This is a genomic window from Amycolatopsis anabasis, assembly GCF_009765355.1.
Taxonomy (GTDB): domain Bacteria; phylum Actinomycetota; class Actinomycetes; order Mycobacteriales; family Pseudonocardiaceae; genus Amycolatopsis; species Amycolatopsis anabasis.
The window spans coordinates 1-17,665 of sequence record NZ_VTHK01000002.1 but is presented as its reverse complement, the minus strand read 5'-3'; the positions used below and the strand labels follow the sequence as shown (position 1 = coordinate 17,665).

The window sequence follows — 17,665 nt, the reverse complement described above, 5'->3', positions numbered from 1 at the left end:
TCGGTGACCCTGCTCGCCATCCGCGGGTGGGATCCACAAGAACCCCAACGAGTAAAGCCCGCAAAGGCGCCGACTATCGGAAACGGAGGGTTGACCTGCGTCCTTCGGATTGGCGTCGCGCAGGTCCGCGTCGTGCAGATCAGCTCCGCTGATGTCCGGCCCCAGTTCGGCGTCATGAAGATCGGGCCGGACACCGGGATTCCCCGGACGCCACGCGTTCCAGTCCTCCACACTGATCCTTTCTCGGTAGGGCTTCTCGGACATTGCGGGAAGTGCCCAGGACGAGGGACGCGCCGAACGCCGCATCGACGCTGGCTCAGCCCGAACCCGAGACCAGCCTGTCCAGCATCGGCCGGTACCCGGCAACCAAGGTCCCGGCCCTGCGGAGAAGACCCAGCGAGGTTTCTTCCCGGATGTCGAACTCACCTACCGAAACGGGGAACTCGCACGCCCGTTCCGGGAGTCGGCGGGGGTCAAATGCGACCCTTCGGCGCGCCCGGGAAGGCGAGGTTCCCCACGCCGCATCGAGCACTCCGAGCACCCCTGGACAAGCCCTACTGAGAAAACCTCACTGCGATTGAGCAGATCGATCTGCTCCTCGCGACTGAGGATCGCCGTCCGAGCGGATCCCGGGAACAGGTCAGCGCGTCGTCCTTTGTGGACGGGAAGATCCGCCGAACTCGGGCACCCCCGGGACGAGCAGGGTCGCCAGGGTCGTGACCCCGACGATCAGCCCGCTGCCCAGCAGTGTCGCGCCTTCGCCGAACGCGGCCACGGCCGGGCCGACCAGCGCGTATCCCAGTGGCAGCAGCGCGAACGCGCCGAGCTGGTCCAGCGCCAGTACCTTGCCCAGCAGCTCGGCGGGAATTTCCCGCTGCAGCGCGGAAAGCCAGTACACGAAGAACAGCTCCACGACGAACCCGCCGAGCGCGAAGACCGCGATCGTCCAGGGCAGCGGGAGCGGGCCGAGCAGGCTCAGCGGCAGCCCGGCGTAGCAGACGAGCACGAGCATCGACACCGTCCCGCGCCGCTTCGGCCGCCACTTCCCGGCAAGCACGACCGCGGGAAGCGCGCCGAGCGCGGTGGCGGCGAGCACGGCGCCGTAGGAGAACCCGCCGCCGAACTCCCGCTGGGCGACGATCGGCAGCAGGGTCAGCGCGACCGCGGTGCCTGCCATGATCTGCACGCAGGTCGCCGCCATCACGGCCATCGCCCACGGACGCCGGTACACCGCCCGCAATCCGTCCCGGGCGTCGCCGAGCACCGAGGACGGTTTCCGGTCCGGCGCGGGCGCGCGCACCCCGAACACGGTGAACGCGGCGAACGCGAAGGTCCCGGCGGCGATCAGCAGCGCGGCCCGGGTGCCGACCAGCGCGGCGGCGCTCGCCCCGGCCAGCGCGCCGAGCACCGCCGAACTCCGCAGTCCCGCCGAAACCAGGGCGTTTCCCTTCTCCAGCAAGGAAACCGGCAGCAGCGTGGGCACCAGGGACCGGTACGCGGGGCGGCCGAGCGCCTCCCCCGCTCCGACCAGCACGGTGGCCAGCGCCAGCAGGCCCATCGGCAGCCGGTCCAGCAGGAGCGCGGTCGCCACGAGGAGCACCGCCCGGTAGGTGTCCGCGTAGGCCACGATCGCCGACCGGCTCATCCGGTCCGCGAGCACCCCGCCGATCAGCAGGCACAGCACCAGGCCGCCCGCGCGGCCGCCGAGCACGCCGGCGACCGTGCCCGCGCCGCCGCCGTGCAGCACCACGTGCAGGCTCAGCGCGACCGGTACCAGCTGGTCACCGATCGCCCCGGCGACCTGCCCTCCCCACACCCGGAGGAACCGCGGATGGCTCCGCAACGTGCCCGTCCCGGGCGGATTCTGACTCTGCACGGCCGGCACGGCGCGGTTTCCTCCCCCAGTAGTGGCCTGCTCCGGACGGTAGCGGGTGGATCAGGCCGGGTCCTCCAGCCGATCGGGTGGTGCTACCGGTGCTTCGGGCACGAGCAACCCGAACTCGCTCAACGCTCGCCGGATGTCGGCCAGTTCGGCGCGGCCGAGGCCCTCGACGGCCGTGGCGCCGTCCAGCGTGCCACCCTTGCGCAGCAGCGCGACGACCGGTGCGGCGGCGAGCGGCAGCCGCAGGGTGCGGCCGCGGGCTCGCAGCACCAGGGAATCCCCCTCGGCCAGCGCGCTGAACTGCGCGCCCGCCCGCAACCGGTGGCCGGGGGCGGGTTCGGCGGCGGGAAGCACCGGCACCGGTTCCGGCACCAGCTCGCGGAACGCCTCTTCCCGCACCGACCACAGGAGTCCGTCCACCGGGACCTCGCCCGCCTGGCGGGCCAGCCTCGCGGTGGCCCCCCGCACCAGCTCGCGCGCGGTGTCCGGCCGGTTCTCCAGCGCGTCGAGGTCCACCGCCTCGCGGAACCAGTCGTCCTCGGCCGCGGCCTCGGCCAGGCGGCGCAGCAGATCGTGCCGGGTCACCCGGGACACCCCGACGGTCAGGTGGATGGACACCTCGTCCTCGGTGCGCGGGGCGTGCATGGTGCCGCCCGGCAGGTACAGCGTGTCGCCGGGGCGCAGCGTGCGCACGCCGAGCGGTTCCGCCGCTTCGCGCAGTTCGTCCCGGCGCTTGGCGGGGAAGTCGAACCAGGCCTGGCTCGGCAGCGGGTGGCGGATCGGCGGGCTCTTCAGCTCCCAGACCTTCGAACCGGCGATCTGCAGGATGAACACGTCCTGGGTGTCGTAGTGCAGCGCCGCGCCGACCGCGTGCGGCGGGCTGATGAACGCGTTGACCCGCACCGGATGGCCGAGGTCGGCGGCGAGCGCGTGGGCGAACGCCCGCAGCGGCGGGTGGAACCGGTGCAGCGAACGCAGGATCAGGGTGTGCCCGGTGGCGAGCCCGCGCCGGACGAACTCGGTGTCCACCAGCGGCGGCGCGCCCGCCGGATCGCCGATGTCCGGTACGCCCGAGGCGGCGACCGGGAGTTCCCGGCCGTCCTTGACGAGTTTGATCGACGCGGTTCGCAGGCCCGTGCCGCCGAGCAGTTCCTCGAGCGCGGTGGCGGAGAACAGGTCCGCGAAGCCGCCGGTCAGCTCGTCCGCGCGGTGGTGGGCGTGCCGGGAACCGAAGATCTCGTGCCGGAACAGCGCGGCGGACGGGACCAGCCGGTCGAGTGCCATCGCGAATCTCCCCTCACCGCACCAGGCTGGGTGCGGGTGTGCTGAAACCTTTGGGCTGCAACGGGTTCTCCCCGGCCGGTACGCCGGCCGAGAACAGGTACACCGCGAACTCCTCATCCGGGTCGACGCCGAGCAGCCGCTCGACCTCGGTGTCGGTGAACGCGACCGTCTGGAACGGTCCGAGGCCGAGCGCGGTGCAGGTGAGGGCGAACGTCTGGCCGTAGTGCCCGGCGTCGTACATCCACAGCCGGTAGGCGCGGGGGTGCCGGTACTTGTACGCGAGCCGATGGGCGACCGCGGTGGTGAAGATCGTGAACGCGCCCTGGTACGAGGGTTCCTGGTCGTAGCTGAGTTCGGCGACCCGGTCCCGGGTCACGTCCGGGTCGAGCAGTTCCAGCGCGTGCCGGTTCGCGGAGTAGTGGTACAGCCCCGGCGCGACCCCTTCGACGTCGTAGGCGACCAGGTAGCACTCGACCTCGTGCCGCCCGCCCGCGGACGCGCTGACCCGGCCCTGCTGCACGCCGAACAGCGCGCCGTCGAGGAACCGCTGCGGGGCGAACGTGTGGAACAGCACTGTGGACAGCTGGTCCACCGACACCGGGTCGCCGGTGAACTCCCGGTGCGTGCGCCGGGCGGCGAACACGTCTTCCACGCTCGCGCGCAGGGGAAGCGGCCGCCGGGGCAGCATGACCACCGGGCGGTCCGGGTACTCCTTGAAGATCGGCGGGGCCGCGCCACCCGCGATGATCGCGGCGGCGACCTCCGCCCGCTCGGGCGAGTCGACCAGGTAGTTCGCGTCGCGGGCGCTGAGGTGGAAACGTTCGGTGACCGCGCCCCAGTGCTCCCAGAGCGCGGGGCCACCGGTTTCGGCGTCCACGTCGGACACCAGGATCCCGTGCCGGACCAACTGGTCCACCACCGGCCGGATCTTCCCGGACCCGTCCGGGTCCACGGCGGTGGCCAGCTCTTCGGGGTCGACCGGATCGCCCGCGGCTTCCAGGATGCGCAGAATTCCGGGAGAAACCTTGAGCGAAGAATTTCGGCCGGGCATTCCGATCAGGAATCCCGCCCCGGTCCACTGGCACACCAGGGGATCGCGCCTGCGCAGTTTCATGCGTTTCCTCCTTCGGGTGCCGGACCGGGCATGTCCAGCCGCAACTGGACCCCGCTGCGGCTGGACAGCGTTCAACCCGATCAGGTGGTCGGGTGGTGAAGCAGCTGGGCGTCGTCCTCGACGATCTCGATTTCGAACTGCATGGCCGGTCCCTCCCTTCCGTTCCTCGAAAAACCGTGGCAACTGAAACGTAAACGGGAGATCTAAAGATTCGGCAGAGCGCCTCGGCGGGCGGGTGGCGTCAGGCCCGCCGGACCCGCGCCAGCCACGCGGGCTCGTCGACGACGGTGCCCGCCGCGAGGCCGAGTCGAGCGCTGTGCTCGGCGCCGACGATGCCCCGGTACTGGCTCGGCCGCAGCTCTTCCAGCGTCCAGCCCCGGCCGAACGCCTCGCGGAGCATGGCATCGCTGACCTCGGGCCCGAAGCCGCGCCCGGTGTCGGCGAGCGCGAGCACGTGCACCAGCGCGCCGGGACGGCAGGCGGCATGCAGGCTGCGCACGTACCGGGCACGGTCCACGTCGTCGAAGATGTGGAACAGCGCGCTGTCCACGATCGTGTCGAACCGCGGTTCCCCGGGCAGGTGCAACGCGTCCGCGACCTCGAACCGGGCCGGGACGTTCCGGCCGGCCGCGTTCGCCCGCGCCTGCTCGACGGCACGCGGCGAGAAGTCGAACCCGCGCACGTCGTACCCGAGCCTGCTGAGGTGGATCGTGTGCTCTCCGGTGCCGCAGCCCAGATCGAGCACGGCGCCGCGGATCCAGCCGTCGCGCTCCAGCGCCACGATCGCGGGCTGCGGCTCGCCGATCACCCAGGGCGCGGAACCGGATTCGTAGGCGGAGTCGAACCGGGAGATGTCAGGTGTGGTGTCCATGGTGGTCAGTCTCAAATCTCGACCATACTTGAGGTCAAGGCGGGGGCGCGGCGAAAAAGGGATGGTTGCGCCGCCTGGGCGCTGCTAGGTTGGGCACCATGCCAGGTTGACTCTAGATTCACCGCGCTCGCGCGCCTCCTCGTCCGTGTCGCCCTCAGCACGCTGACGACCGAGACGAGGAGAAAACCAATGGTGGACATACGACGCATTCGCGAGGAAGAAGGCCCGGCGGTCGCACGCCTGTGGGATCGGCTGGGTTGTGAGCTTCCCGGCGGCGACCCGATGACGCCTGTCGAGTTGCGGCGGGTCGAGCACATGTTGTCCGTTTTCGCGTGGCACGAACGGGCCTTCTGCCTGGTCGCGGTGCGGGAAGGCCGCATCGTCGGATTCGTCAACGGCTCGCTGAGCGCCGGCGACGGTCTGCTGCCCGGGCTGACCGGTGAGATCGAGACCTGCTACGTCATCCCGCGGGAGCGGCGCGACGGTATCGGCACCGCGCTGGCGAAGGCGGCCCTGGCCTGGCTGCGGGATCGCGGTGCCAGCGACCCGATCCGCCTGGAGACCTGGTTGCACGACGGACCCGCCAAGGCGTTCTGGTCGTCGCTCGGGTTCGAGCCGGAAACGATCTGCATGACCCACTACGCGACCTGAGCCCCGCTCTTGCGTGACTGTCCTAAGTAGAGGATGACCCGCGGGCGGGAGGTCGTGCGATCTCCCGCCCGCGGTCACCGCGCCAGCAGGGCGTTCAGTTCGTCGGCGATCAGCAGTTCGGGGTCGAACTTCATTCCGGTGAAGTGGCCGGCGAGTTCGAGCGAGAGCACGCCGTGCAGGCGGGTCCAGAAGGCAAGGGCGCGATGCAGGGTCGGGGCGGGCGCCGGGTGGTCGCCGGCCCAGTCGCGGTGGCTTTCCAGGTGGGCGTCGAAGGGTGTCGCCGGTTTGTCCGCCGAGGACGCACCGCAGGCTTCGAGCAGCACCGTCATGACCTCGAACGTGATCGCGGTGGTGTCCTCGGGTGCCTGGTAGCCGGGGACGGGCGTGCCGTAGATGAGGAAGTACCGCTGCGGGTCGCTGCGCGCCCATTCCCGGATGACGCGGGCCAGCCCGGCCAGATCGGCGCCGGAGTCGAACTCCGCCCGGACGGTGTCGGCGAGGCTCCGGTAGGCGTCGCGGATGAGCGCGGTGATCAGCTCGTCGCGGCTGGCGAAGTACCGGTACAGCCCGGGGCCGGTCATGCCCATCCGCTTGGCGATCGCGTTGAGCGACAGCGCGGGCACCCCCGCCGCGGCGATCTGCTCCCACGCGTGCTGCTTGATCTCCGCACGCACCTGGGCCCGGTAACGCTCCCGCGGACTCTGCCCGCCTGGGTCCGTCATCAGCCGCTCCTTCCTGATCAGCGCGACAGCGTCGAAGTCTAGTTGGACCCTCTCACTTCTGCTATCAACGCTTAAACCCAGGCCGCCTGGATCGCGCGGTGCAGGTCGACGAACAACTCCTGACCGGCCAACTCGGTGTCCTCGACCGGCATCCGCGCGCGGTAGGCCGCCACCAGGCGCGGCCCGACCCCGGGATCTCCGGGATTCCGCTCCGCGGCGAAGAGCTTCCAGCTCACCAGGTCGTGCAGCAGCGGCCCCCAGCTCGGCGTGCCCCAGTCGATCAGCGCCGGCGCGCCGCCGCGGTCGTCGCGCAACACTTCGGGGGCCGGGTCGCCGTAGAGCACCCCCTGGGTCAGCCCTGCCCGGCGGTCGAACGCGCACACCGCCGCGACGGCGTCGGCGAGGGCGCCACCGCGAGGCCCGCCGATCCGGGCCGCCTCCGCCGCGTAGAAATCGAGCAACCGGCCCGCGGGTTCCGGGCGATCATCGAGCCCGCACAGGGTTCGGTGGACCGACCCGAGCAGATCACCGCAGAACTCGGGTGCGTCCGGCGTCGTCCAGTCGATCGGGCGCCCTTCGACGAACTCCAACAGCGCCAGCGTCCAGCCACCGGGCCAGCGCCGCACCCGGCGGCACAGGGACCCGGTCACGGTGGGAACCGGGGCGCCGGTCGTGATTCCCGCCCGGTCCAGCGCCGCCGCGATCCGCAGTCCCGGCTCGACGAACGCCGGAACGTCGAAGGTCAGCTTCGCGACGTAGTCACCATCGTCCGCGCGCACCCGCCACGCCCGGGACCGGTCACCGTGTTCGGTCAGCTCGTCGAGCACCCTGGCTCCGGACAGCCCCCACGCCCGCAGCCATCCCGGCAAGCGACGCGTCACAGCACATACCACCGGCCCAACATCCCATCGCCGCACCACGAGCCCAACCGAATTAGGGCGAGCGGGCGTCAAATGCGGCCTTCGGCGGGTCCCTGCGCACCCGATGTGGCATTCGGTGCGCGCGGGAAGGTGCGAAACTCATTCCGCTCCCCCGCGCAGCTCGGCCCGGGTCAGTGACCAGAGGGCCGAATCGGACGAGGCGGCGGCCAGGGCGCCCATCGCCAGCGAATGCGCCACCCCGGCGCGGTCGGTCACGAAACCGGCCGCCACGAACGGGGACATCACCTCCCGCGACTCCGCCGACATCCACGGGATGATCGGTGCGGGCATCAGCTCCACCAGGTCGGGGCCGCTGCGCTTGACGGCCTCCAGGCTCCGGTTCAGGTTCGACCGGTCCGTGACGAACACCTTGTGCATGGTCAGCAGGGACAGCGCGCGGCCCCGTTCGATCGGGGCGACCCGGGTGCTGACCACCCCGCTCGCCCCGATCTCCTGGAGGAAGTCCACCCCGCCCCGGTCGGTGGCCAGGCCGGGGCAGGAGTCGATGTTGACGAACAGGAGCTTGTCCAGCCGGGTCAGCACCGGCACGATCTTCGGCAGCTGTCCCACCGGAATGGACGCCAGGATCCCGACCCGGGAGGCCGCGGTCGCGAACTCCCGGACGCGCGCCGGGCCGACCACCGACGCGCACACCGGGACTTCCGCGAACGCCGCCGCGATCTTCTCGTTCATGGCGTCCACAGTGGTCGCTCAGTCCGCCGAGTCAAGCGGACCCGCGCCCAGCTCGCTGGGCAGGCCCAGTTTCCCCGGGTTGAGCAGCCCGTGCGGGTCCAGGGCGCGCTTGACGTCGGCGAACGTGGCGAAGCCCGAGCCGAGCGCGTCGGCCAGGTACGGGCCGCGCAGCAGGCCCGAGCCGTGGTGGTGGCTGAGCGCGGCGCCGTGCCGGATCAGCACCTCGTTGGCCGCGTCCCACGCCGAGCGGTACCAGTGCCGCCGCTTCTCCGGCTCCACCTCGCCGCGGAGCGAGAAGTACAGGCACGCCCCGTCGGTGTAGGCGTGCGACTGGTGCGCGGACGCGGCCAGCGTGCCCGGGACGGCTTCGATCGCGGCGATAACCTCGTCGTAGATGGCGGGCAGCGCGGACCACGACCCGGCCATTTCCAGGGTGTCGGCCACGAACCCGGGGCCGGGGGTGAATCCGTCGGCGGACTTGCCGACCAGCATCCGCTCGTCCAGCCAGCGCTCGAACAGCGCCGGACCGTCCAATTCGGACCCGGTAGCGGCGCAGACCTCGGCGCTCACCCGGATCATCGCGTCGGCCAGGACGGGGTCGCCCTCGTCGGCGATCAGCAGCAGGTTGGTGTCCGGCAGGCCGAAGTGGGTGCCGCTCTCCAGCTCGTCGTACAGCCGCAGGACGGCCGGGGTCGCGCCGCGCTGCAGGATCGACCGGCAGGCCTCCAGCCCGGCGGCGAAGGAGTCGAAGCCGTAGGCGATCGCCTTGGCGTACCCGGGAAGCGGATGCGTGCGCAGCCGGACGGACGTGATCACGCCCAGGGTGCCCTCCGAGCCGACGAACAGCTGCCGGAGGTCCGGACCGGTCGCGGCGCGCGGGTAGTCGCCGAAGCGGGCCAGGCTCCCGTCCGCGAGCACGACGTCCAGGCCCGCGACCATGTCCTCGATCTTGCCGTACCGGGTGGACAGCTGGCCCGCGCCGCGGCAGGCCACCCAACCGCCCACGGTGGACATCGCGAACGCCGACGGCCAGTGCCCGGTGGTGGCGCCGTGGGTCTCCTGCAGCTCGGTCTCGAACACGTCGCCGAACATGCCCGCCTGCACGTCGACGAGCTGCGAGGTGGCGTCGAAGCCGAGGATCCGGTTCAGGCCGCAGACGTCCAGCACCACACCGCCGAAGACGGGCAGCGCGGCGCCGGTGACGTTGCTGCGCCCGGCGGACACGGTCAGCGGCACCCGGTGCTCGGCGGCCAGCCGGACCACGGCCTGGACCTGCTCCACCGTGCTCACCGCGGCGATCACCGCGTCCGGGGTCGCCGGTCGCCCCGCCGTCTCGCCGATCATCGATCCGGCCCACCAGTCGCGGGTGCGCAGCACCACCTCGTTCCGGTCGGTGTGCACGGTGTCGGCCACCCCGCGCAGCGATTCGACCAGGGCGCCGGGCACCGTGACGGCGGCGGTCTGCAGCGACGCCGCACCCGGTCCGGGTTCGGTGCGGGCGCCCCAGCGCGGCGGGGTGGGGGCGCCGACCACGTAGTTGCCCCGGTTGAACGGGTGGGTGATCGTCTGGCGGCTGATCATGCGTTGTCTCCCAACAGGATCGACTTCTCCCGGGCGACATCCGCCCGGTATTCCCGTACTTGCCCGGCCACGGTCCGCTGGTCCAGGCCCAGCTCGGCGCCGAGCAGCTCACCGACGAGCGGGGCGATCTCGGCGGAGGCGTCGCGGGCGAACAACCGCAACCGGGTCCGCCGGGACAGCACGTCGTCCACCGAGCGGGCCAGCTCCGAACGCGCCGCGTACACCACCTCGGCCTTCAGGTAGGGCTGGCCGGTGAGCAGCGGTTCGCCCAGCGACGGATCCTCGTCGATGAGCGCGCTGACGAACCGCGCCTCGGTGCCGTACCGGCCGCCCAGATGCGCGGCGATGCCGCCGGACGCGGCGGTGGCCTCGGCGTCGTAGCCCGCGCCGCCCAGCAACGGCAGCGATTTGGTGCGGCCGCGGGCTTTGCGCCCGAGCAGCCCGACGACCTCGTCCACCACCAGCTCGCCCATGTGCCTGCTGGTGGTGAGCTTGCCGCCGGTGACCGTGACCATTCCGGCGTCGACCGTGATGTGGTGGTCGCGCCGCAGGTCCAACGTGGCGCCCTGCTTGCCGCCGACCAGCGGGCGCAGGCCGGCGTAGCTGCCCAGCACGTCACCGGCGTCCAGTTTGGTGTCGAACGCGATCGTGGCGCCCTCGAGCAGGAACTCCATCTCCTCGCGGGTGCAGTGCACGTCGTCGGTCGGGCCGTCGTAGTCGGTGTCGGTGGTGCCGACCACGACCACGTCGCCCCAGCGGGTGCAGGTCGCGCGCCGGGCGCGGCCGGGGATGGGAACCGTGACCGTGCAGTCGTTGCGGATCTTCGACCACGGCAGGACGATGTGGACGCCCTTGGCCGGGCGCACCCGCGGGCGATGGCCCTCGTCGGCCATGCCGTCCACGCGGTCGGCCCACACCCCGGTCGCGTTGACCACCACCCGCGCGCGGACTTCGAACCGCTCCCCGCCGGCGTCGATCCGGGCGCCGGTCACCCGCCCGCCGGCCTTGCGCAGGCCGGTCACCGCCGCGCCGTTGGCGACGACCGCGCCCAGCCGGGCGGCGCTGCGGACGATCGCCAGCGTGAGCCGGGCGTCGTCGGCGCGGCTGTCGTAGTACAGCAACCCGCCCTTCAGGTGGTCGGCGCGCAGGGTCGGGGCGTGCGCCAGCACCTCGTTGACCGTGAGCCGCTGGTGCAGTTTGCCGATCCGCCAGCCACCCGCCAGATCGTATGTCCACAGCAGACCTTCGAAGGCGCGGGCGATCCGGGCGTCGAACACGCCGTCCTGGGCCAGGATCGGGAACAGGAACGGCAGCCGCTGCACCAGATGCGGGGCGTTGCGGCGGAACCGCTGGCGTTCCAGCAAGGAGTGCCGGACCAGGTCGAGGTTGCCCTGCTCGATGTAACGCAGCCCGCCGTGCACCATTTTGGACGATTTCGACGAGGTCCCGGAGGCGAAGTCGTCCTTCTCCACCAGGGCGACGGACAGGCCGCGGGACGCGGCGTCCAGCGCGGTGTAGGCGCCGGTGACGCCGCCGCCGATCACCAGCACGTCGAACTCGCCGTCGGCGAGCTCGGCCAGTGCCTGGCGGCGGTCCAGCCGCAGCATCGCCGCCGGGGTGGCCCGCGCGGCCACGGCGTTCGGCCGTCGGGACGGCAGTGTGAACATAGATCCTCTCTCCACTTAGGACAGTGTTTCGGCGAGCACGCCCTGCCAGCGCGCCCGCAGTTCCCGCCGGTCGGTTTCCGGAAGGCCGGGCTCGAAGATCCGGCCCGGTCGCTGGTCGGCGACCGCGTCGGCGAGCGACGGCCAGATCCCCAGCCGGGCCCCGGCGAGGTAGGCGGCGCCGCGCAGGCTGGCGGTCGCCGATTCGGCCACCCGCTCGATCGCGACACCGGTGAAGTCGGCCTGGCTCTGCAGCAGCGCGTCGCTGGCGGCGAGGCCGCCGCCGACCCGCAACCGGGTCACCGGCCGGGCCATGGTCGTGCGCAGCGCCTCCACGGTGTCGCACACCGAATGCGCGATCCCGTCGAGCACCGCGCGGGCGATGGCGTCCCGCGTGGTGGCCAGGCTCAGCCCGATCAGCCGGGCCCGGGCCTCGGGCCGCTGCACGGGCGTGCGCACCCCGGCCAGCGCGGGGACGAACCAGGTCCGATCGCTCGTCGGCCGCGCCGCGGCCAGGGCGCTGATCTCGGCCGCGGACTCGAACAACCGCAGGTCCTCGGTCAGCCACCGCAGCGCCGACCCCGTGGTCGACGTGTACGCCTCCAGGCTGTACCGGCTGTGCCCGGCGCTGCGCCAGCCGACCAGGCAGAGCACCCCGTCGATCGCACCGAGGTCCGCGGGCGGTTCGTCGCCGACCAGCGCGCCGACGAACGTGCCGGTGCCGTGCATGCAGGTGCCCTGGCCCGGGGCCAGCGCGCCCAGGGCGATCAGGGACGCGTGCTGGTCGCCCATGACCGCCGCGATCGGCACCCGGATGCCCAGCACCTCGGGGTCGGTGCGGCCGAAGTCGCCGTCGTCGTCCACCGGCGGCGGCGCCAGGTCCGCCGGGCAGCCCAGCGCGTCCAGCCACTCCGCGTCCCAGGCGTGCTCGCGCAGCAGGTAGCCGCCGAGCGCGACCGCGTTGGTCGCCGAGATCGCGTACCGGGTCCGGCCGGACAGGTGCCACACCAGCCAGGTGTCCACCGATCCGAACAGCACCCGGTCGGCCGGGACGCCGAGTCGTTCCCGTTCCCGCGCGGCCCACAGGAACGGGGCCCGGGCGCCCACCGGGCGGCCCGTCCGGGGCAGCAGGACGGGATCCCATTTCGGCGCCAGCTCGGCCAGTTCGCCGGCGTACCGGCTGTCCTGCCACACCACCGCCGGGGCCAGCGGACGCCCGGTGATCCGGTCCCACAGGATGGTGGTCGCCCGCTGGGTGCAGAGGGCCAGCCCGGCGATCTCCACCGCGTTCTCCGCCGCCCAGGCCACCGCCTGGCGGGCGACCTCCACGGTCCGGCGCAGCAGTTGTTCCGCGTCCTGCTCCACCCGCGACGCGGCCGGGTGGACCACGTCGAGGGGGGCGTAGAACGACGGGCCGCACTCGCCGTCCTCGCCGACCACGGCCGCCCGGGTGCCGGTGGAGCCTTCGTCGACGGACAGGATTCCTCGGCGCATCACGCACTCCTCTTGAGGTCGATCACCTCGTCGTCCGGATCGATGCCGCTGCGGGTCGGATCCCATTTGATGATCAGGCAGGAGAGGAGTCCCAGCAGCGGCACGACCGCCAGCAGGGCGATCGTCGGCCCGAGCCCCAGCGATTCCTTGATCTGCGGGAACACGTACAGCCCGATCACGCTGCCGAAGCTGCCCAGCATTCCGGTCACGCCGGTGCCCAGGGTGCGGATGTCGCTGCGGTAGGACAACGCCGCGATCGACTTGCCGTTCGCCCCCGGACCGGCGGAGTGGAAGAAGATGAACAGGAAGGGCAGCACGAATCCGATGGCGATCGGCAGCTTGCCGAATCCGAGGCCCATCACCAGCAGCATGACGAACGCGAAGGCGTAGCCGACCGCGGAACTGACCCGCAGCCCGATCTTGCGGCCGAAGTACGCCGAGAGCGCGCCGCCGACGATCCCGGCGCTGTTGAAGATCATCGAGCCGAGGGTGGCCGTCTCGAACCGCTGCCCGAAGATCGCCAGGCTGATCACCGGCAGGTACCAGCCGATGGCGAAGTACTGCATGGACTGGGTGAGCGAGATCGCCGTGGACAGGATCGTGCGCGGCAGATAGGGCTTGCGGAACAGCACGCCCGCCTGCCGGAACCCGACCTTCGGCGGCTCCGGCTCAGCCGCCTCGCCGGGGGTTCCCGGCGTCACCTGGAAACCGTAGATCCGGCGCAGGCCGCGGGCGGCCTCGGCCAGCCGTCCCTTGGCCGCCAGCCACGACGGGCTCTCCACCAGGAACACGACCTGGAGCACCAGCAGGGCCACCGCGAAGACGCCCGCCGAGCCGACCGACCAGCGCCAGATCTCGGCCGAGACGCCGAGCTGGTAGCACAGCAGCGTCAGCGCCAGATTGGCGGTGGTGGCCACGTACCAGACCGACTGCCACAGGTTCAACCGGCCGCGCAGCCGGGCCGGGGTGTATTCGGCGAGCAGTGCCATGGCCACCGCGAAATCGACGCCGTAGGCCACGCCGACCAGCCCGCGGCCCAGCCAGACCGCCTCGAAGCTGCCCGCCGTGGCGGTCAGCAGGGCGCCCAGCGCCGCGATCGCCTTGGCGATGATCAGCGGTTTGACCCGGCCGATCCGGGCGGCCAGCCAGCCGCCGGCCGGATTGAACAGGATGGCGACCGCGGGCGCGGTCGCGGTGAGCACGCCGACCTGGGTCGGGCTGAGCGCCAGTTCCCTGGTCATCGGCGCCAGCCCGGCGCCGAGCGCGGCGTTCGAATAGGCGTCCAGGAACAGTCCGCCCAGCACCAGGTACCACAGCAGATTCGCCTTGCGCGACAGCCTGGGCAGGCCGTTGATCAGCGCGGCTACCTGGGAGACGTTCGAGACCGATCCCGCCGTTGCGACCGTCTGTGAACTCATGGACCGCCAACTTTCTGCGCTGGCTGTCAGCGATCCGGCACACGCAAAAAACAGACACGACGAAGACCGCTGACAGTGGCTCTTCGTCTGTGCCTGTCTGAAGACGAGAGGTTATGCCGCGGATCGGAAGCCGTCAAGCCGCCCGTGCCGGGGCTTTCCGCGTTGATCACCAGTCCGTAGCATCGAGGACAGGCACGGAATCCTTGGGGGACAGATGAACGAGCAGCCGGACGCGGTGTCCGTACTGGCCGACTGGGCCGACCGCGAGGGAATCGATCACCGGAACCTCGAGCGGCTCCGGGACGGTTTGGGCGGATCGGGCAAGGGCGGGGCGCCCCGGCAGCGGCCGGTGCTGCTGTACCCGGGGCTGGCGGCCGAGCCGTGGCACGACCCCGCCCGCTACGAGTGGGTGCGCACCCTCGAGCGGAACTTCGCCCGGATCCGGGACGAGTTCCTCGCCCAGTACGACGCGCTGGCCGACCATCCGGAATCGGCGGACCTGGCCACCACCGGCAACTGGAGCGCGTACCACTTCTTCCGGCTGGGCAAGCGCTACCACGAGAACCACGCCGCGTGCCCCGCCACGTCCGAAGCCATCGCGGCGGTGCCCGGGATCGACGCGGCCGGGATGGCGTACTACTCGGTGATGGCGCCGGGCACGCGGATGAAACCGCACTGCGGGTTCAGCAACACCAGGATCCGCTGTCACCTCGGCTTGGTGGTGCCGCCCGGCTGCTCGATGACCGTCGGCGGCGAGACCAGGGAATGGCGGGAGGGGGAATGCCTGGTGTTCGACGACTCCTTCGAACACTCGGTCCAGAACACCTCCGGCCGTTACCGCTCGGTCCTGCTGCTGGACACCTGGCACCCCGATCTCACCGAGGTCGAGCGCCGGGCGCTGACCTTCCTCACCGAGACGTGGCTGTCCCTGGGAAGTTGAGGGCATGCCGACCCTGTACATCGAGAACTTCGTCAACGAGGACCTCTTCGCCGATCCCCCCACCGAAACCGCGCGGGTCGCCGTGCGCGCGCGGTCCGGTCTGTTTCTGTGGCTGGCCGCTCCCGGGGACGTCCTCGTGCTCAGCAGGCGGCCGAGCGACGCCTTCCTCGACTACGTGACCCGGACGCTCGGGATGGACACCGGTGATCTCACCGTTCTCGTGCCCCCGCCGGGCCGTCTCGGCGAGGACATGCTGACCCGCGACCGGCTCGGCGACCCCGAGTTCGTCACCCGGCTGGCTCGGCTCGGGTGCACGGATTTCACCGCGTACTGCCTGGACCGCTTCACCACGTCGATCGCCGCGGCGGCCGGGGTGGCGGACGCCGTTCCCGGCCAGGCGTTCGTCGACGAGGGCGGGGCCGATCTGTTCAACAGCAAGAGCACCTTCCGCGCGCTGGCCGCCGGGCTCGGCCTGCCGACCGCTCGGGGCGCGGTCGTCCGCGGTCTCGACGAGGCCGTGGAAACCGTCGACGGGTACCTCCGCCGCGGCGCGCACGTGATCGTGAAACGGGATTTCCACGGTGGAGGATTCGGGAACGTGGTGCTCTCGCCCGATCCGGGGCTGCCCGCGATCGGCGCGGGCGATTTCGCGCACACCCCGGCCGGTTCGCGGGCGCCCCTCCGGCAGCGGTGGGATTACCTGTCCTCCGGCGGCAAATCCCCGGTCGTCGTCGAGGAGTACCACGAGAACTGCGTGACGCTCTGCGCCGAGTTCGCGATTTCGGCGCACGAGGTGACCACCGATGTGCTGGTGGAGATGCGGATGCGGCCCCGGGTCGACGGTTTCGCCTGGCTGGATCCCGGCACCGGCGCCGGATCGGCGGGCCGGTTCCGGCGGCTGGCCCTCCGGCTGGCCGAAGTCATGCGCACCCTCGGCTACCGGGGCCTGGTCAACATCGACGGGATCGTCACCCCGGACGGGCAGGTGCTCCTCTCCGAGTTCAACGCGCGGCTCAGCGGGTTCACGCACCTGCACCGGTTGCTCGTCCGCCTGGTCGGACCGGACTACCCGCACGAACGCCACGTCGCGGCCGGGGTCTTCCCCGCACCGTCCACAAAGGACGCCGAACACCTGCTGGCGCTCGGCGGGCTGCGGTACGACCACCGCCGCCGCGAGGGCGTCGTGCTGACCTCCGACGGCGCCGCGGCGTCCGGCCGGGCCGCCTACTGCGCGATCGCGACGTCCGCGACGCGCCTGGCCGCGCTCGAGGACGCGGTCGCCGGGCTCACCCCCGCCTGAGGCGTGGCCGGTTCCCGCGGAACGCGGCGGCGGCCACCGCGGCGGCACCGGCCAGCACGCCCACCCGCGCGCTGAGCCGCACCGCGGCCGATGCGGCGGCCGGGGTCGCCGGGCCACCCGAACCGAACGCCACCACCGGCGCACCGGGATGGTTCCCGCGTTCCGGTTTCTTCAGGCGAATGCCGAGCGCGCCGGCGAAGGCCGCGAACAGCTGCCCGGAGTTCGGGCTGGTGTCGAGCCGGGCGTCCGACCGCCAGACGCGCCACGCTCCGGCGGCTGAACCACCCGCCGCCGGAGCGCTCAGCGCGGTCAGCACGGCGGCGATCCGGGACGGCAGGTAGTTCAGGACGTCGTCCAGCCGTGCCGAGGCCCAGCCGAAGTTCCGGTAGCGCGGGCTCAGATACCCGACCGTGCTGTCCAGCGTGTTGACGGCACGGTAGGCGAGCAAACCGGGAACCCCGGCGACGGCGCCCCAGAACAACGGCGCGACCTCGGCGTCGCAACAGCTTTCCGACACCGCGAACACCACGACCGGGGCCAGTTCGTGGTCCGCCATCTGCTCCGGGCTGGTGAACAGCAACCGGGGATAGGCCGCCCGCCCCGCCTCGACGTCCCCCGCCGCCAGGGGTTCGGCGATCTCGCGTGCCCTGCGGCGCAAGGTGGTGCCGCACAGCGTGATCCAGGTGGCGGCGCCGGTGAGCAGGACCTCGGCGAGCGGGTGGCGCCGGGACCAGCGCTCGGCCCGCCGCCCGGCCGTCCACAGTGGAACGACCAGCGCGGCGAGGAACACCACGCCCGCTCGCTTGTCGTCGCGGTAGAGCTTCGCCTCCACGGCCCGCACGGCCCGGCCGTAGGCCGCGACGGGATGACGCCGTTCGGGATCCCCGAACTTCCAGTCGGCGAGCACCCCCAAGGCGATTCCCAGCGCTCGCGGCAGGCTCATGCGAACTCCGGTCCGATCATGATCACGAGGCTAGCCGAGCCGGCGGCCGATGCCCACCCCGCGCGGAGTCGTGAGTGTTTGGTCCGGTTCTAACCGGCTGGAACACTCACGACCCTCACGCGCCAGCGGGATGAACCGCCCCGGGTCTGATGGAGGCTCCTCGTGTGAGTGAGGATGTGGATCATGGC

General features: G+C 71.8%; 15 protein-coding genes. 3 read left to right on the top strand and 12 right to left on the bottom strand.

Features of this window, described 5'->3' with window-relative positions; translation table 11 throughout:
- Positions 1–640: 640 nt before the first annotated feature.
- From FXO23_RS02255 to FXO23_RS02240, 4 genes are all read right to left on the bottom strand, one after another.
- On the bottom strand, positions 641–1,876 hold the full coding sequence (locus tag FXO23_RS02255) for an MFS transporter (RefSeq protein WP_158880190.1): 1,236 nt from the start codon (positions 1,874–1,876) through the stop codon (positions 641–643).
- Between the two features lie 60 nt (positions 1,877–1,936).
- Positions 1,937–3,166: a JmjC domain-containing protein gene (locus FXO23_RS02250; protein ID WP_158880187.1), complete on the bottom strand. Its 1,230-nt coding sequence runs from the start codon at positions 3,164–3,166 to the stop codon at positions 1,937–1,939.
- A gap of 13 nt (positions 3,167–3,179) precedes the next feature.
- The gene (locus FXO23_RS02245) at positions 3,180–4,280 is read right to left on the bottom strand and encodes a SagB/ThcOx family dehydrogenase (RefSeq protein ID WP_158880185.1); all 1,101 of its coding nucleotides are present in this window, start codon (positions 4,278–4,280) and stop codon (positions 3,180–3,182) included.
- Positions 4,281–4,521: 241 nt separating this feature from the next.
- Entirely contained in the window at positions 4,522–5,151 is a 630-nt protein-coding gene (locus FXO23_RS02240) for a class I SAM-dependent methyltransferase (RefSeq protein WP_158880182.1), read from the bottom strand.
- A gap of 189 nt (positions 5,152–5,340) precedes the next feature.
- On the opposite strand from FXO23_RS02240, the gene FXO23_RS02235 reads away from it, so the two are divergent.
- Positions 5,341–5,802 (top strand): GNAT family N-acetyltransferase, encoded by a 462-nt coding sequence (locus FXO23_RS02235; RefSeq protein ID WP_158880179.1) that lies wholly within the window; start codon positions 5,341–5,343, stop codon positions 5,800–5,802.
- Positions 5,803–5,876: 74 nt separating this feature from the next.
- Here FXO23_RS02235 and FXO23_RS02230 read toward each other — a convergent pair whose 3' ends face one another.
- The 7 genes from FXO23_RS02230 to FXO23_RS02200 all read right to left on the bottom strand — a co-directional run bounded on the left by FXO23_RS02230 (position 5,877) and on the right by FXO23_RS02200 (position 14,294).
- Entirely contained in the window at positions 5,877–6,524 is a 648-nt protein-coding gene (locus tag FXO23_RS02230) for a TetR/AcrR family transcriptional regulator (protein WP_158880176.1), read from the bottom strand.
- Positions 6,525–6,595: 71 nt separating this feature from the next.
- Positions 6,596–7,405, bottom strand: a complete 810-nt coding sequence (locus FXO23_RS02225) for a phosphotransferase enzyme family protein (protein ID WP_158880173.1) — start codon at positions 7,403–7,405, stop codon at positions 6,596–6,598.
- Between the two features lie 138 nt (positions 7,406–7,543).
- The gene (locus FXO23_RS02220) at positions 7,544–8,137 is read right to left on the bottom strand and encodes a glycerol-3-phosphate responsive antiterminator (RefSeq protein ID WP_158880170.1); all 594 of its coding nucleotides are present in this window, start codon (positions 8,135–8,137) and stop codon (positions 7,544–7,546) included.
- Between the two features lie 18 nt (positions 8,138–8,155).
- Complete coding sequence (locus FXO23_RS52185; RefSeq protein WP_158880167.1) at positions 8,156–9,718, bottom strand: FAD-binding oxidoreductase; 1,563 nt, start codon at positions 9,716–9,718, stop codon at positions 8,156–8,158.
- A complete protein-coding gene (locus tag FXO23_RS02210; RefSeq protein WP_158880164.1) occupies positions 9,715–11,385 on the bottom strand; it encodes a glycerol-3-phosphate dehydrogenase/oxidase in 1,671 nt (556 codons plus the stop codon). The genes FXO23_RS52185 and FXO23_RS02210 overlap by 4 nt, the downstream gene beginning before the upstream one ends.
- Before the next feature lie 15 nt (positions 11,386–11,400).
- Positions 11,401–12,876, bottom strand: a complete 1,476-nt coding sequence (locus FXO23_RS02205) for an FGGY family carbohydrate kinase (protein ID WP_158880161.1) — start codon at positions 12,874–12,876, stop codon at positions 11,401–11,403.
- Positions 12,876–14,294, bottom strand: a complete 1,419-nt coding sequence (locus FXO23_RS02200; protein WP_158880158.1) for an MFS transporter — start codon at positions 14,292–14,294, stop codon at positions 12,876–12,878. The genes FXO23_RS02205 and FXO23_RS02200 overlap by 1 nt, the downstream gene beginning before the upstream one ends.
- A 214-nt stretch (positions 14,295–14,508) precedes the next feature.
- On the opposite strand from FXO23_RS02200, the gene FXO23_RS02195 reads away from it, so the two are divergent.
- Both FXO23_RS02195 and FXO23_RS02190 read left to right on the top strand, forming a co-directional pair.
- On the top strand, positions 14,509–15,234 hold the full coding sequence (locus tag FXO23_RS02195) for an aspartyl/asparaginyl beta-hydroxylase domain-containing protein (protein WP_158880155.1): 726 nt from the start codon (positions 14,509–14,511) through the stop codon (positions 15,232–15,234).
- A 4-nt stretch (positions 15,235–15,238) separates the two neighbouring features.
- On the top strand, positions 15,239–16,534 hold the full coding sequence (locus FXO23_RS02190; RefSeq protein WP_158880152.1) for a preATP grasp domain-containing protein: 1,296 nt from the start codon (positions 15,239–15,241) through the stop codon (positions 16,532–16,534).
- On the opposite strand, the gene FXO23_RS02185 is transcribed toward FXO23_RS02190, so the two are convergent.
- Complete coding sequence (locus FXO23_RS02185; RefSeq protein WP_158880149.1) at positions 16,521–17,477, bottom strand: cobalamin biosynthesis protein CobD/CbiB; 957 nt, start codon at positions 17,475–17,477, stop codon at positions 16,521–16,523. The two genes, FXO23_RS02190 and FXO23_RS02185, sit on opposite strands and share 14 nt — an antisense overlap.
- Positions 17,478–17,665: the final 188 nt, after the last annotated feature.

Coding starts and splice junctions, on each gene's coding strand:
- FXO23_RS02250 (WP_158880187.1), bottom strand. CDS start 3,166: ATGGCACTCGACCGGCTGGTCCCGTCCGCCGCGCTGTTCCGGCACGAG.
- FXO23_RS02245 (WP_158880185.1), bottom strand. CDS start 4,280: ATGAAACTGCGCAGGCGCGATCCCCTGGTGTGCCAGTGGACCGGGGCG.
- FXO23_RS02240 (WP_158880182.1), bottom strand. CDS start 5,151: ATGGACACCACACCTGACATCTCCCGGTTCGACTCCGCCTACGAATCC.
- FXO23_RS02235 (WP_158880179.1), top strand. CDS start 5,341: ATGGTGGACATACGACGCATTCGCGAGGAAGAAGGCCCGGCGGTCGCA.
- FXO23_RS02230 (WP_158880176.1), bottom strand. CDS start 6,524: ATGACGGACCCAGGCGGGCAGAGTCCGCGGGAGCGTTACCGGGCCCAG.
- FXO23_RS02220 (WP_158880170.1), bottom strand. CDS start 8,137: ATGAACGAGAAGATCGCGGCGGCGTTCGCGGAAGTCCCGGTGTGCGCG.
- FXO23_RS52185 (WP_158880167.1), bottom strand. CDS start 9,718: ATGATCAGCCGCCAGACGATCACCCACCCGTTCAACCGGGGCAACTAC.
- FXO23_RS02210 (WP_158880164.1), bottom strand. CDS start 11,385: ATGTTCACACTGCCGTCCCGACGGCCGAACGCCGTGGCCGCGCGGGCC.
- FXO23_RS02205 (WP_158880161.1), bottom strand. CDS start 12,876: ATGCGCCGAGGAATCCTGTCCGTCGACGAAGGCTCCACCGGCACCCGG.
- FXO23_RS02200 (WP_158880158.1), bottom strand. CDS start 14,294: ATGAGTTCACAGACGGTCGCAACGGCGGGATCGGTCTCGAACGTCTCC.
- FXO23_RS02195 (WP_158880155.1), top strand. CDS start 14,509: ATGAACGAGCAGCCGGACGCGGTGTCCGTACTGGCCGACTGGGCCGAC.
- FXO23_RS02190 (WP_158880152.1), top strand. CDS start 15,239: ATGCCGACCCTGTACATCGAGAACTTCGTCAACGAGGACCTCTTCGCC.
- FXO23_RS02185 (WP_158880149.1), bottom strand. CDS start 17,477: ATGAGCCTGCCGCGAGCGCTGGGAATCGCCTTGGGGGTGCTCGCCGAC.